Origin of the sequence: Moritella sp. JT01 (assembly GCF_001574435.1) — a bacterium.
Classification (GTDB): domain Bacteria; phylum Pseudomonadota; class Gammaproteobacteria; order Enterobacterales; family Moritellaceae; genus Moritella.
Window position 1 is genome coordinate 647569 of the sequence record NZ_LOCN01000007.1, and the last position, 13506, is coordinate 661074.

General features: G+C 39.0%; 15 protein-coding genes. 5 read left to right on the forward strand and 10 right to left on the reverse strand.

The window, feature by feature from the left end; genetic code table 11:
* The first annotated feature begins 62 nt into the window (after positions 1–62).
* Positions 63–818, forward strand: a complete 756-nt coding sequence (locus AKG98_RS09415) for an MBL fold metallo-hydrolase (RefSeq protein ID WP_067044743.1) — start codon at positions 63–65, stop codon at positions 816–818.
* Positions 819–853: 35 nt separating this feature from the next.
* Here the strand turns inward: AKG98_RS09415 and AKG98_RS09420 are convergent, their stop codons facing one another.
* From AKG98_RS09420 to AKG98_RS09435, 4 genes are all read right to left on the reverse strand, one after another.
* A complete protein-coding gene (locus tag AKG98_RS09420) occupies positions 854–1630 on the reverse strand; it encodes a M48 family metallopeptidase (RefSeq protein ID WP_067044746.1) in 777 nt (258 codons plus the stop codon).
* 103 nt (positions 1631–1733) lie between these two features.
* Entirely contained in the window at positions 1734–1928 is a 195-nt protein-coding gene (locus AKG98_RS09425; RefSeq protein ID WP_067045161.1) for a DUF4250 domain-containing protein, read from the reverse strand.
* A gap of 83 nt (positions 1929–2011) precedes the next feature.
* Positions 2012–2395, reverse strand: a complete 384-nt coding sequence (locus AKG98_RS09430) for a DUF4440 domain-containing protein (RefSeq protein ID WP_067044749.1) — start codon at positions 2393–2395, stop codon at positions 2012–2014.
* Between the two features lie 11 nt (positions 2396–2406).
* Positions 2407–3780, reverse strand: coding sequence for an MFS transporter (locus tag AKG98_RS09435; RefSeq protein ID WP_067044752.1), 1374 nt, complete (start codon positions 3778–3780; stop codon positions 2407–2409).
* A gap of 110 nt (positions 3781–3890) precedes the next feature.
* Here AKG98_RS09435 and AKG98_RS09440 point away from each other — a divergent pair, with 110 nt between their 5' ends.
* On the forward strand, positions 3891–4772 hold the full coding sequence (locus AKG98_RS09440; RefSeq protein ID WP_067044755.1) for a LysR family transcriptional regulator: 882 nt from the start codon (positions 3891–3893) through the stop codon (positions 4770–4772).
* A gap of 191 nt (positions 4773–4963) precedes the next feature.
* On the opposite strand, the gene AKG98_RS09445 is transcribed toward AKG98_RS09440, so the two are convergent.
* Positions 4964–5590 (reverse strand): tetratricopeptide repeat protein, encoded by a 627-nt coding sequence (locus tag AKG98_RS09445; protein WP_067045164.1) that lies wholly within the window; start codon positions 5588–5590, stop codon positions 4964–4966.
* A 261-nt stretch (positions 5591–5851) separates the two neighbouring features.
* On the opposite strand from AKG98_RS09445, the gene queC reads away from it, so the two are divergent.
* Positions 5852–6580 carry a 7-cyano-7-deazaguanine synthase QueC gene (queC, locus tag AKG98_RS09450; RefSeq protein ID WP_067044758.1) on the forward strand — a complete coding sequence of 243 codons (729 nt, stop codon included), beginning with the start codon at positions 5852–5854 and terminating at the stop codon, positions 6578–6580.
* Positions 6581–6689: 109 nt separating this feature from the next.
* Here the strand turns inward: queC and AKG98_RS09455 are convergent, their stop codons facing one another.
* Positions 6690–7952: an aromatic amino acid transport family protein gene (locus tag AKG98_RS09455; protein WP_067044761.1), complete on the reverse strand. Its 1263-nt coding sequence runs from the start codon at positions 7950–7952 to the stop codon at positions 6690–6692.
* A 299-nt stretch (positions 7953–8251) separates the two neighbouring features.
* Entirely contained in the window at positions 8252–9949 is a 1698-nt protein-coding gene (locus AKG98_RS09460) for an acyl-CoA synthetase (protein WP_228140266.1), read from the reverse strand.
* Between the two features lie 266 nt (positions 9950–10215).
* On the opposite strand from AKG98_RS09460, the gene AKG98_RS09465 reads away from it, so the two are divergent.
* Positions 10216–11043 (forward strand): AraC family transcriptional regulator, encoded by an 828-nt coding sequence (locus AKG98_RS09465; protein WP_067044764.1) that lies wholly within the window; start codon positions 10216–10218, stop codon positions 11041–11043.
* Positions 11044–11181: 138 nt separating this feature from the next.
* On the opposite strand, the gene AKG98_RS09470 is transcribed toward AKG98_RS09465, so the two are convergent.
* A complete protein-coding gene (locus AKG98_RS09470; RefSeq protein WP_067044767.1) occupies positions 11182–11526 on the reverse strand; it encodes a hypothetical protein in 345 nt (114 codons plus the stop codon).
* Between the two features lie 240 nt (positions 11527–11766).
* On the opposite strand from AKG98_RS09470, the gene AKG98_RS09475 reads away from it, so the two are divergent.
* Positions 11767–12438 carry a LysE family translocator gene (locus AKG98_RS09475; RefSeq protein WP_067044770.1) on the forward strand — a complete coding sequence of 224 codons (672 nt, stop codon included), beginning with the start codon at positions 11767–11769 and terminating at the stop codon, positions 12436–12438.
* Here the strand turns inward: AKG98_RS09475 and AKG98_RS09480 are convergent.
* Both AKG98_RS09480 and AKG98_RS09485 read right to left on the reverse strand, forming a co-directional pair.
* Complete coding sequence (locus AKG98_RS09480; protein WP_067044773.1) at positions 12431–12940, reverse strand: GNAT family N-acetyltransferase; 510 nt, start codon at positions 12938–12940, stop codon at positions 12431–12433. The two genes, AKG98_RS09475 and AKG98_RS09480, sit on opposite strands and share 8 nt — an antisense overlap.
* A 30-nt stretch (positions 12941–12970) precedes the next feature.
* The gene (locus tag AKG98_RS09485; protein ID WP_067044776.1) at positions 12971–13429 is read right to left on the reverse strand and encodes a GNAT family N-acetyltransferase; all 459 of its coding nucleotides are present in this window, start codon (positions 13427–13429) and stop codon (positions 12971–12973) included.
* Positions 13430–13506 lie beyond the last annotated feature (77 nt).

Consider the following 13506-nt stretch of genomic DNA (forward strand, 5'->3'; position numbering starts at 1 on the left):
ATAACAGTGGATTTGTGCGAGAATAGCCAAATAACTAAACACTTAAAAAAGAAGTATTGTTTATGCAAATACATCATATTGAAGGCTATATTCAAACTATTCTGTTAGTCGAGTATCCTGACAAGTTATTATTACTTGATGGCGGCTGTCGATGTGATGTACCCGTGATCAAAGCCTTCATTACCGAAACACTGCAACGTGAAATGAATGACTTAACATTAGTGTTGGTATCACATATGCACCCCGACCATGCTGGCGGTGCACACTTATTACGTAAAAAATTTGGCTGTAAAATTGCGTCAGTTGGATTTGAACGTCAGTGGTATCAAGGATTTAATGGCCGAGTCGCGCATACTATTGATATCATGCTGTCTTTATATGTTGCACATCGTAAAGGTAAAAATATCCGTAACATTTATTATCACCCCGACCTTAAGCCCGATATTATTTTACAACACGAAACTTGTGTACCTGGTTTTAGCGACTGGATGGTACATTTTACCCCTGGGCATACCGATCGGGATTTATCTTTTTTACATCAGCCAACACGACAAATGTATGTGGGGGATATGATCTTAAAACTCAAAAACAAGTTCACCTCACCCTTCCCTATTTATCAGCCTAAGGCCTACAAGCAATCACTCAACAAACTATTGCAACTTAACATCAGTAAGATATTAATGGCACATGATGGTTTCTCTGAAATCACGCCTAAAGACATTCAGCAATTAATTACAAAAAGTACCAACCGACCATTAACGGTAGAAAAAGTAATTAAGCACAAATTTAAAAGCCTCATTTTCAATAAAAAAACGTAAATATTATTGTGTTAGAAGCATGACTTATTTGCCTATCAATATTTACAGCTCAATTCTTTAGGTTGGCGATATTCAGCAGGTAATTTTGCGATTGCGTTACGTAAATCTTTGATACGCGTATCGTGTGATGGATGCGTTGATAATAGCTCTGGCGGTTGCTTACCGTCTGATGCAGCAGCCATATTTTGCCACAATACCACGCTTTCTTCTGGATCAAATCCCGCTTTCGCCATCAATTCTAATCCAACGATATCGGCTTCCGATTCTTGGGTACGTCCGTACGGTAACACCACACCATATTGCAGCCCTAAGCCTAACGCTTGCATTGCAGTGTCTTTATACGCTTGATTTTGCAACGCATAATCAGTCACCTGTAAGCCAAAATTGGTTATTTTTGATTGTGATAGTCGTTCGTTACTGTGGTTTGCAGTGACGTGAACAATTTCATGCCCCATTACAGCCGCTAATTGTGACGGTGTTTTCGCTACTTTTAATAAGCCGGTATACACACCAATATGACCACCCGGTAAGGCAAAGGCATTCACTTGTGGACTATCAAAAATAACCACATCCCAATTGGTTGGCTGATCGACATAATGCGTCAAGGTATCAGCAATACATTGCACGTAATTGTTCAGTTTAGGATCGGTATTAATTTTTTCTTGCTGTTTAATTTGATCGAACGATTGCGCACCAAGTTGCGTCATATCACTCGATGAATACAATAACATCTGATTACGGCCCGTTGGCGATGCCGTGCACCCTACAACTAAGGATGATAATACGACTAAAGGTAAAATTTGTTTAAACATGCGCCCTCCTAATTGGCTATTTGATTTGATAACAAACTAATTATCATCAAGCCAGTATAAGGAGCTGCTTACAAATAGTAAAATACTAACAATCGTCCCTTGGCTAAAAATTTTTAAATTGATTAGTTTTTGTATCGTAATGATAACCAAGTGTGTCTAATTTATTTGCGAGCGCTTCGGTAGGCATTTCATAACATGCAGAAAGATCATGTAGATCGGTACATTCTAATCGCAGTTTTTCATTAACAATACCGAGTAAGATCGCGGTATCCATTTTTTCAAAATTACTTAAGTCCACTTCATCACCCATCATGTTAGTACTGATAAGTTAAGTTTAGAAGACTTAAGTCATTTTAACAGGCTTAGCCTCAATCGCTGTAACTATGATTCAGACGCAGGTGTCTCATGAAGGTGACGCCATAAAACTTCATCTCCTTCGAGCGTCAATAAAACAGTTGAATGCCTCAATGACTCGATGTTGTTAGGCAAAATTTGACGTTCAACATAACTCACCAAAGCCCCTTGTGACCACTCTGCTAATATCTCCATTTTATCCATAACAATTTTGAGCCCATCCTTTGTACCGCAATTATTCTGAAAAAATGCTTCCAAAGTAAGAAAATCTAACTTATTACCATTGGTGGTGATCATCGTAAAGTTCCTATCAAAACGTGAAAGTAACGCTTCAAGATCACCTTTACCTTGCCCAAGCCAATTCTCGATTTTTACATGTGTATCGACAAGTTCATTAAAAAAACGGTTCATACTATTTCCTTTTAAGCGTTTATTTTTTTCAAGACAGCTCTGTTATCAATATATAAACAAAGCAAAAATGGCACGGCAGTAACAGCCGCCGCGATATAAAAACTGATTCGATAAGCACTTAAGCTATCAACTGTTATTTGTAGTAGCTGCAGCATCAAACTCATCAATGCCACCCCAAAACAAAAACTAAACTGGCGATTAATATTCCAAATTGCACTAGCATCAGCCAACGATGCACCATCAATAGTTAAAAAAGCAGAACTCTGGGCAGTACTACTACATAAAGCACCACCAAAACCCATTAATGAAAAAGAAACCAACAATAGCAGCGGTTGATCCACCGTGGTTATTTGAGATAAACATAAAATACCAATACCTTGAACCAAACACCCCAAAATAAATAAAGGCTTAGGACCACAATAATTAAATAATTTGCCTACAAGCATAATGGCTAAAAATGCTGACAGTGACCACGGTACCATCAGTACACCAACCGATGACGCTGACATACCCAACTGCGTTTGAAGGTACATCATTGCGATTAAATTAACGCCCATAAATACACCTGGAATAAATAAATAAATTATCATCGAAATTCGAAGTAATGGATTACGAATTAATCCCAAATCAAGTAATGGCTTAGGATGACGGAAACTATGGCGCACGTAATAAACCAATACCACAACAGCTGTCACTAACAATATAAGTGCACCTAGTCGGTTATTGGGGGCGGCTAACCAGTCTAAACCGAGTAGTAACAGCGTTAATCCCACACTTGCAATAACGAGTCCTCGAGCATCAAAAAAGTGGTTATCTTTCGAAAATGACACTTTATCCCTACGCAGCCATACAAAAGCAAGCACTAAAGCAATCAATGTCAGTGGTAAGTTAACAAAAAATACCCACCGCCAATTTAACTGATCAACAATAATGCCACCGAGAGCCGGAGAAAGGGCCGGCGCTAATAAACCGACTAACATAATGATAGAAGAAAGACGTGCGCGTTCATGACTCGCATAAAGTTGGTAGGTGAGAGTCTGCCCTATCGGAATTAACAAACCACCACTTAAACCTTGAAGTAAACGTAATCCAATCAGAAGTTCGATAGAGTTAGCAAAACCAGCCAGTGTTGTCGTCACAAAAAATAAAGTGAGCGATAACAAAAATACTCGACGCCCGCCAATACGCTGTGCTAACCAAGCACTAATTGGTGTCACTAATATCAATCCCAAAATGTAACTCGTACTTACCCAAGTCAATTGATCAACGCTCGTATTCAGTGCCTGGCCTATCGCGGGATAAGCTACATTAGTAATAAACATATTAATGAGATCGATAAAAAACCCCAGTAAATAAACAATGGCAACTTTAGTACGATATTGCATAAAACCTCCTACACACGAAAGATATGTAGTCTAAATCTGAAATCAAAGTGGATAAATAGGGTATAGTCACTTACACTGTCAAAAATAATTTGACAGTTAACGAGAGGCACATGCTTAACTTACAAAGGATGAAGATCTTCACTGCAGTGGTCGAAGCCGGAAGTTTTACTGCAGCGGCAGAGGTGTTGGATCAGAGCAAGGCTGTCGTTAGCTTCAATGTCAAACAACTAGAAGCTGAACTGGGCGTTTCTTTATTGAGGCGTAGTACGCGAAAAATTTCACTCACAGAACCCGGTAAACATTTCTATCAAAATAGCCTGCGCTTATTAGCGGATGCAGAGCACATTTTGAACGATGTACGTCACGATCATCATGGTTTAAGTGGTGTGCTACGTGTTACAAGTACTCCTGAGTATGGTGCACACAAAGTTGTACCAGCGCTGGCTGCATTCGCAAAAAAACACCCTAAATTACATATTAATTACATTTCATCATCCAAGCATGCTGATTTAATTGCCGAATATTTTGACATCGCTATTCGCTTGGGTGAATTGGCCGATTCAAATTATCACGCGGCATATATTGATAATTTTGCTATTTTTCCTGTCAGCTCTCCAAATTATCTCGCAACGAATAACATAAATACGTTATCTGACTTAGCGCAAGCTAATTGGATCACTAACAGTCGCTTAAAATCGCCACTGAGTTGGCAAGTAACAACACCACAAAAAGAAACTGTATTACTCAATGTCAAAAGTCCTTCAACCATCACTGCTGATAGCGCTAGCGCACTGTTAGCCTTTACATTAAATGGGACGGGCATCGCACTAATACCCGAATGGCTTGTACATCCAGCATTAGAGCAAGGCCAACTCATTCATTTACTCCCTGAGTATATTTTTCCATTACAGAATATTTATGCAATCTATCCTAATACTCGTTACGTTCCTGAAAAAGTGAGAGCTTTTATTGATTTTTTACGAGAGTGGTAGGTACCAAAGTATGCTATTGACCATGGGACGGGATATCTAGATAACAGGTAAGGCCCGCGAAGGGATAACATTGGGGTATTTATCGTCGACAGTATTTGATCAACAAATATTAAGCTTTATCCCTTATCATGAAAGGACTGATTAAGGGATATTTAGAAAATATCAGTCATTTAAATCGGCGTAAGCAGAGGCTAGACTGATTTCTTAAACCAATTACTAATAAAAGCAAAACGCGTTTTCTTACGTTGCGCTAATTTTTCTAAAACAGCTTCATCGATCCATTGTTCCGACATTTTACGTGCGTTATCAAGCGATTTACGATCCATTTTACCTTCGATCATTTTTAGCACTTTTTTCACGTCTTTGCTGTTTTCACCATTTAATTCTGCAGCATAAAGCCACGCATAACCTAAACCATAATGTTGCTGAATACCTTCGGCATAAACATACATCATGCCCAATTGTACTTGCGCTGCTAAATGTCGCTTGCGTCCCGCTTCTGCATATAATTTAAATGCTTGTTTTTTATCTGAATCAGTGCCTAAACCATTAAAAAACATGGCCGCGAGATTATACTCTGCTGCTGACATTTCGTATTTAATCACTTCGGCAGAAAAAGCAGTTGGATTACTGGTAAACGAACGCACTGCGATACTGTACCAGTAAAAAGCATCTTCATAAGTACCTCGCGCATAAAACATATCCGCAGCAGCCAGCTGAGAGAAAGGACTGCCTTGTTCGGCTTCCGAAACGATTTGTAAACGAGGATCTCGCGGTTCTCGCGGTTCTACTCGCGCGTTTTCAATATTGTCTGACATGCTTGTACTTACCAATAAAAACAAAAAGCCAGCAACAGCCGACTTATACATAAAATTGAATACTGTATATAAATATCACTATATTTTTATACAGCAGTTATCACATTCTACCGAAACAAAATCCTCCTGCATAGGTGCTATTACGCCGTTTTTTTTTAACCACTGGCAGGTAATTGTTTAAGCGATTTTAACAACCGATTTAACCTTGTTTGAATATACCTGTGCTATTATCGCCTCATTAAAATAGATAAAGGACAAAAAATGTCACAGCAGACAGCAAACAAAGCGGTATTAGTATTCAGTGGTGGTCAGGATAGTACTACCTGTTTAGTTGATGCCTTACAACGTTATGATAGCGTCGATTGTATTACCTTTGATTATGGTCAACGCCATAGCCAAGAGATCGAGGTAGCGAAAAAAACAGCGGCTTATTTCGGTGTGAAAAATCATAAAATCATCAATGTTGATCTGCTTAGTGAATTGGCAATTAGCTCTCTGACTAGTGACGATATCGCTGTTTCTCACGAGTTAATGGACAATGGTTTACCGAATTCGTTCGTACCGGGCCGTAATATTTTATTCATGACACTGGCGAGCATTTACGCTTACCAAGTCGGTGCTAACACAGTGATTACCGGTGTATGTGAAACTGACTTTTCTGGCTACCCTGATTGCCGAGATGAGTTTATCAAGTCAATTAATCAAGCTTGTAACCTAGGTATGGCTAAAGACTTTAAATTTGAGACGCCATTAATGTGGTTGAACAAAGCAGAAACATGGGCGCTTGCAGACTTGCATAATGAACTTGATTTCGTGACTCACCAATCACTGACGTGTTATAACGGTGTTGTGGGTAAAGGTTGTGGCGACTGCCCAGCCTGTCTATTACGTAATAATGGTTTAAATGATTATCTCACCAATAAAACTGTGCACATTACGGCACTAAAAGGCAAGTTACCACGTTTAGCGGGTATTCAAGCCACGTCATAATAGCGCTTAATAAGTAAGCCAGAACTCAATTGTATGTTCCATTTCAGCACATACAATTGAGTCCCTCTCCACGAAACTAAAAACGCTTTATCTTATAATTACGTAGCCTCTACAAAAAGACGCTAAATAGAAGCGCAGAGATTGCAATCAACCCCATGATGGTAACGAAAATATTACTTAAGGCACCACGGTATTTAGCCAATGCTTCAACTTTAGATACCGCGTACATAGGCATCACAAACAAGATCATCGCAATAACCGGTCCCGAAAATATTTCCATCATATTTAAAATACTTGGGTTCATTACTGACACAATCCAGATACTGATAAACAGTATAAAAATAGTCAGCTTGTTAGTCGCTGCAGGCGTCATGTTTACTTGTTTACGTATCAAACCATTTAAGCCTTCACGAGCGCCTAAGAAATGCCCAAAAAATGAAGATGTAATGGCAATGAAAGCAATTAACGGACCTAAAGAAGCAATTAACGCATTATCTTTCACATTTGCAAGATACGATAAAACAGATATATTTTGTACTTTAGCTTCCAACAACTGCGCAGGTGTTAGGCTAAACACACAGGAGAAAACAAAAAATACGACGAACGAAATAAGCATGATTGAGGTACGTTTAAGGATCTGTTCTGATTTTTCCCCAGCTTGTTTACCATAATGGCGCTTTTGTGCCGTGGAAAAGCTAGAGATAGCTGCGGCATGACTAAACGCAAATACAGTGACTGGTACGGCTAACCATAATGTACGCGAGAATTCACCCATATCCGTTGCCATTGATATGTCAGGCACTTGCCAATCTTGGATCATGTAAATTGACAGTCCAGCAAGAATAAGCACCAATGGATAAACGATGATCCCAAACGCTTTGAGTACTAACTTCTCTCCCCCCATCATCACGCTCACCATGCCAGCAACCAATATACCGGATAACAACACACGTGAAGGAGATGCTAAACCAAGCTGATTAACGATAAAGCTATCGACTGTATTGGTTAACCCTACACCATAAATTAGTAAGATAGGATAAATAGATAAAAAATACAGAATAGAGATAATACGACCCGCATTGTGACCAAAATGTTCTTCAACAACATCGGTAAAATCAGCTTCGGGATTCTTCGATGACAGTACAAATCGAGATAAGCCCCTATGCGCGAAAAAAGTCATCGGGCCCGCAAGCAATGCCATTATGATAAGCGGCCAGAATCCACCAGCACCTATATTGATAGGTAAAAACAATATGCCAGCCCCTACAGCAGTACCAAATAAACTAATTGTCCACTTGGTATCATGTGCACTCCAACTGCTAGCATCTAAATCGATTTGAGAATGAGATTGACTATTCTTAATATTTAACACGCATTAATCCTTGATATATCGAAAGCAGTTTATTTACCCAAGTTATAACTAGAATACAGATAACTAAACTACTTAAACCTTGAAAATCAGTGGTATGGACAATACATAGGCTTCATACCGATGTAAAGTATTGTTAACCATAATACAACATAGGTCACACCAAATTTACATATTTATGGGTATAAACACACATAAGGATATCCCATGAGCAAGTGGCGCGCTTTTCTATCACGCGCAACATTTGGGGAAAATGGTTCAGGTATCGATCATGGCGGGGCTACAGATAACACAATAGACTTTTATGCAGGGCTATTCTCATTTTCCATAATCAAATTATTTGCCTGTTCTCGTAATAGGAATTTTTGGACTTTACCTGTCGATGTTTTTGGTAACTCACCAAATACAATGGTTTTTGGTGTTTTAAAATGCGCCATATTATCACGACAAAAGAGTATGATTTCTTGCGATGTGATATCAACATCTGGCATTGGGGTAATAAAAGCACAAGGTGTTTCACCCCACTTCTCATCTTTTTTTGCCACAACTGCGACATCTTGTATTTTTGGATGGCGATAAAGAATATCTTCAACTTCAATACTCGAAATGTTTTCGCCGCCAGAAATAATTACATCTTTAGATCGATCTTTAATCTCGACATAACCATCTTCGTGCCATACAGCTAAATCACCCGAGTGGAACCAATCTCCAGCAAAAGCCGCTTGTGTTGTCGCTGGGTTTTTCAGGTAACCTTTCATTACCAAATTACCTCGCATAAAAATTTCGCCTATTGCTTTGCCATCCTTTACTACTGGCTCTAGCGTAATGGGATCGGCGACCATTAGTTCATCAAGCAAAGGTGAACGAACACCTTGGCGCGCTTTTAAACGCGCTTGTTGTTCACTGGTTTTATCATTCCATTCATCGTGCCATGCACAAACAACAGAAGGTCCATACGTTTCTGTTAGTCCATAAACATGGGTCACTTTAAAACCTGATGCCTCCATGCCCTCAATCACAGACGCAGGTGGTGGCGCACCTGCGGTCATCACTTTTACTTCGTGTTCAATACCCGTTTTAAGTGATTTGTCCGCGCCATTAAGCATGTTTAATACAATTGGAGCACCACAAAAATGTGTCACTGTTTCAGCTCTAATTAAATCATAAATAGCATCTGCGCGTACATGGCGGACACTGATACTCACGCCTGCAGTGGCAGCAATCGCCCATGGAAAACACCAACCATTACAATGAAACATGGGTAGCGTCCATAAATACACAGGATGAGCACCCATTTCCCACGATAAAATATTACTGACCGCATTTAAATATGCACCGCGATAATGATAAACAACCCCTTTTGGATCACCTGTTGTGCCCGAGGTATAATTAAGTGAAATAGCATCCCATTCATCATCAGGTCTTACCCAAGTAAAGTCATCATCGCCTTCCGCTAAGAATTGCTCATAAGTTAAGTCACCGATAAATTCACCGCCATCAAAAGCAGGATCATCAATATCAATCACCAAAGGTTTATGAACCAACTTATTTATTGCTTGCTGGACAACAGTGCTGAACTCACGGTCAGTGATCAACACCTTGGTTTCCGCATGTGTAAGAATAAATGCTATTGATTCAGCGTCTAAACGTGTGTTAATCGAGTTCAATACCGCACCTGACATAGGTACAGAAAAATGTGCTTCAAAGTGCTCATTAATGTTCGGAGCGATGATCGACACGGTATCCCCTTTACCGAACCCGCGTTTGCTCAACGCGCTGGCAAAATGACAACAGCGTTGGTATACATCTGACCAAGTATGACGAATGTCACCATTCACCGTCGCAGTATGGTTGGGATAAACAAATGCAGAACGTTCTAAAAAAGAAATGGGGGTTAATGCTGCATAATTCGCATGGGTCATAGGTAGGTTTTGTTCGAAAATATTATTTGATTGCATATTCCGTTGCAGTTGATTACGCGTAACTTCAGATGTTGACATAAATAGCGTTCCTTCTATTATTTATGATGAGGCTGTAATACCTACAGCCCCTTAATAAGGACCATGACAGCAAAACGAGACAGTTGCACAACAATTACAACGCAATTTTAAAGCAAAGGTTATATCTGTGATATTCAACGTTTAAACACAGATTAATCTTGGTCTATACAAAAATAATATTTATGCAATTATTTACTATCACCGCCAACACCGCGCTGTTAATATGCAGATTAAGGTGATGTAGGTTGGTGGAATAGGTAAACACGATGGGACAAGAAAAAATTGAATACTGGCATAACCCTGTATTACCCAATATAGAACTAAGCTCAGCGAATGTTGAAAATTTTTCTTTCGAACCGCACATTCATCTTGATTATCACATTGGGATTGTAACCAGTGGTTGCCAGCAATATCTGCATAAGGGTACACAATATCACCTTGCACCTGGTTTTCTATCTACGCTAAACCCAGACGAAGCACACAATGGCGAGAACATTACGCTTGGTGGTTATCAATCACATGTAATGGCATTACCCGTTGATTATGTTAACGAGATTAGCCGAGAAATGAATCAGGCAGAAACCTTTTTTAATGCGCCACTTATAAACAATCCGACGCTATCGCATGCCTTCTTACATCTACATAAACTCTTAACCACAGAGCAAGATGTTTCTGTACAGCTACACATAGAAGCAACTATGATGGCGTTCATCACAGAATTGTTTATCCACAATGGTGGAATTCCGACACAGCAGCACGTATCAATCAAACAGCTATCAGCGCAGCAGCTCGATTATATTAAAGCGCTATTCCACGATGAACCCGGACAGTCATTTCAGTTAGATGAGTTAGCACTGCAACTTGATTTAAGTAAATTTCAATTCCTACGTCAGTTTAAACAATCGATGGGAATAACACCGCATGCATATTTAAAAAGAGTACGATTAGAGTATGCGAAAAAGGCGTTAATGAAAGGCGGTAATGTGTCAGATGTTGCTTATCAGGTTGGTTTTTTCGATCAAAGCCATTTTAATAAAGCGTTCAAGAATGCCTACCTTATTACCCCATCCCACTTTCAACGTCGTGTACTTTAGTTATTTAAGACACAAGCTGTGTTCTAGGATAAGCTGAAAGAACAACCACATTACCGATGTTGCCGACTTCCAGATAGCCGAATATGTAACGGCTTACAGCACAGACTGATTTAAGTACGTTTCTATTTCTGCTACGTGTTATTTAACTGCACGAGTACCGCTCTCACATTTTTCAGTGTTCACAAATTTATTCCAACATAAGAAAGTAATCAATGAGATAAATATGACCGCTGAAGACAGCACAATATAACCAAAAAAGTATGTTGACCATTCTCTCTTAATATCAATCCAGCCTAGCCAATCATTAATTAACATGAGAGGTATAGATAATAAGCCAAAAATAATAAAAGAATATTGAAGCATTAATTGTCGACGGTCTTCACGAGAGGGTTCATTTTCACTGTCATGATTGCATCCCTCACAAATATTTGTGTTGGTCTCTAATTCCTCTTTGCATAATTTACATCTTGTCGTATTAGTCATTACTGATATCCATTATTTTCCCTAACAGATACTAATGGTAATGAGATTCATTATCATTAGATACGATATTGATTAATTAACTTGATCATTATCACAAATAGACATAACTAATTTAGATGTATTAACAGGCTGTTATTATGTTGATTAATCAAGACTGGTATCTACTCTGCAATTTTTTCCTATAATCCACCTCATTTAAACAGCAATATAGCGGCAGAATTTACATTTAAGGATTGCTCTATGAACATCGAACTGTTGTTATCACTCGCTATTATTCACGCTGTCGGATTAGCTAGCCCAGGTCCAGACGTTGCTTTAGTAGTCAAACTAGCTAGCCAGGAATCAAGAAGAACTGCCATTGCCTCTGCTGTCGGTATTTCTATTGCGATTTTAATTCATACTACTTTAGGTGTAACAGGGGTGAGTCTGATAATTAAAAGTTCAGAATCCTTGTATATAATAGTACAAATAATCGGAGCAACTTATTTAGGATGGATGGGATTCTGTGCATTAAAAGATGCGTCAAAGCATTGGAAAACGAGTGTCTCGATTGACAATAATCAGCTAAAATTAAACCAATTGACACCCAAACAAGGTTTTATGCAAGGCTTGTGGACTAATTTACTAAACCCAAAAGCGATGGTGTTTTTCATTGTTTTATTCTCGGCAATGATAACCCCAGATGTTAACCTAATGACTAAATTGTCAGCTACGATTATCATTCTGGTATTATCATTAATATGGTTTGTATTTATCGCATTGATGCTATCGAAACCAGTTATTCAACAACGTATGAAAAAAGCAGCACCAGCAATCAGCTTATTTACCGGAATATTATTCACCGTGATATCCAGTGCCATAATATATAACGTGCTTAAAGGTGCTATGGTACTTAGTGAAAGTGCTATTTAGAGTGAAGCTTAGAATGGGCTTGTATCGTTAATACCATCAATTTAGCGCCTTGACCGTAACTTGGACATACCGAGATATGCTCAAGGCTACTAAAACCATATAGGTGCCAAAATGACGCCGAGTCTTGTACCGCAGTTAATAATAGTCGCTGACAGCCAAAATTTTGCATTGCGATGATAAAATGGAGAATAAGTTGCCTGGCAATGCCTAAACCTCTCGCATCACCAGAAATAGCCAGATCATGTAAATATACTTCGCTATAGCTAGTATCAATCACAACAGCCTCACCTAGCTTCGGCGCTTGTTCCCCCGACCATGGATGTGCCAATAAATACCCTAATACGCGAGAATCTCTGTTAGTGAACACAAAACAGCTCGTGGGAGAGGCAGTCCATTTACTTTTTAATACAGTTAGATCTTCATGTAAATGACTTGCATAGGCATCTGACTGAATTTGCATAATTGCATCCCAATCAGTTTCTTTAATCGTTCTAATCGACATCTGCTTTTCCTAAACAAGTATTTAAAATCATTAACCGAGTTCTTTAGTCATATATAAACTGTACGGATCTTCACGATAATCAGCGAAAGGGGCACATTCATTAAAACCAAAATCTCGATATAATTTTTGAGCGGGTATAAACGAATCAGGTGTACCCGTTTCTAAGCTAACAGTAGTAATACCTTGATTTTTTGCTGTCGCCAAAATATGGGTTAATAATTGTCGAGCAACGCCTTGTCGAAGATAAGAGCGATCTGTGCGCATTGATTTTATCTCCGCATGACCCGCTGCAATGACTTTCATCGCGCCACAGCCAGCAAGATCACCATCTATCCACGCACTCCAAAAGGTCACTTCTGGCGCTTTTAGTCCAGTTAAATCTAACGCGTGTACACTTTCAGCAGGGGTATGCTCCAACATATCTTCATGATGTTCTTGTAATAAAAGGGCAACTTCTTTACCTTTTAAATCATCTATACGAATTTCCATTTCAACTATCCTTTATAATGAACCAACAACGAAGTAATAAGTATCTTAACATCAATAGCTTACTTTAATATATCCAT

What these genes read in the sequence shown, in the direction of transcription:
- AKG98_RS09415 (WP_067044743.1), top strand. Translation starts at nt 63, where the DNA reads ATGCAAATACATCATATTGAAGGCTATATTCAAACTATTCTGTTAGTC.
- AKG98_RS09420 (WP_067044746.1), bottom strand. Translation starts at nt 1,630, where the DNA reads ATGTTTAAACAAATTTTACCTTTAGTCGTATTATCATCCTTAGTTGTA.
- AKG98_RS09430 (WP_067044749.1), bottom strand. Translation starts at nt 2,395, where the DNA reads ATGAACCGTTTTTTTAATGAACTTGTCGATACACATGTAAAAATCGAG.
- AKG98_RS09435 (WP_067044752.1), bottom strand. Translation starts at nt 3,780, where the DNA reads ATGCAATATCGTACTAAAGTTGCCATTGTTTATTTACTGGGGTTTTTT.
- AKG98_RS09440 (WP_067044755.1), top strand. Translation starts at nt 3,891, where the DNA reads ATGCTTAACTTACAAAGGATGAAGATCTTCACTGCAGTGGTCGAAGCC.
- AKG98_RS09445 (WP_067045164.1), bottom strand. Translation starts at nt 5,590, where the DNA reads ATGTCAGACAATATTGAAAACGCGCGAGTAGAACCGCGAGAACCGCGA.
- queC (WP_067044758.1), top strand. Translation starts at nt 5,852, where the DNA reads ATGTCACAGCAGACAGCAAACAAAGCGGTATTAGTATTCAGTGGTGGT.
- AKG98_RS09460 (WP_228140266.1), bottom strand. Translation starts at nt 9,949, where the DNA reads ATGTCAACATCTGAAGTTACGCGTAATCAACTGCAACGGAATATGCAA.
- AKG98_RS09465 (WP_067044764.1), top strand. Translation starts at nt 10,216, where the DNA reads ATGGGACAAGAAAAAATTGAATACTGGCATAACCCTGTATTACCCAAT.
- AKG98_RS09470 (WP_067044767.1), bottom strand. Translation starts at nt 11,526, where the DNA reads ATGACTAATACGACAAGATGTAAATTATGCAAAGAGGAATTAGAGACC.
- AKG98_RS09475 (WP_067044770.1), top strand. Translation starts at nt 11,767, where the DNA reads ATGAACATCGAACTGTTGTTATCACTCGCTATTATTCACGCTGTCGGA.
- AKG98_RS09480 (WP_067044773.1), bottom strand. Translation starts at nt 12,940, where the DNA reads ATGTCGATTAGAACGATTAAAGAAACTGATTGGGATGCAATTATGCAA.
- AKG98_RS09485 (WP_067044776.1), bottom strand. Translation starts at nt 13,429, where the DNA reads ATGGAAATTCGTATAGATGATTTAAAAGGTAAAGAAGTTGCCCTTTTA.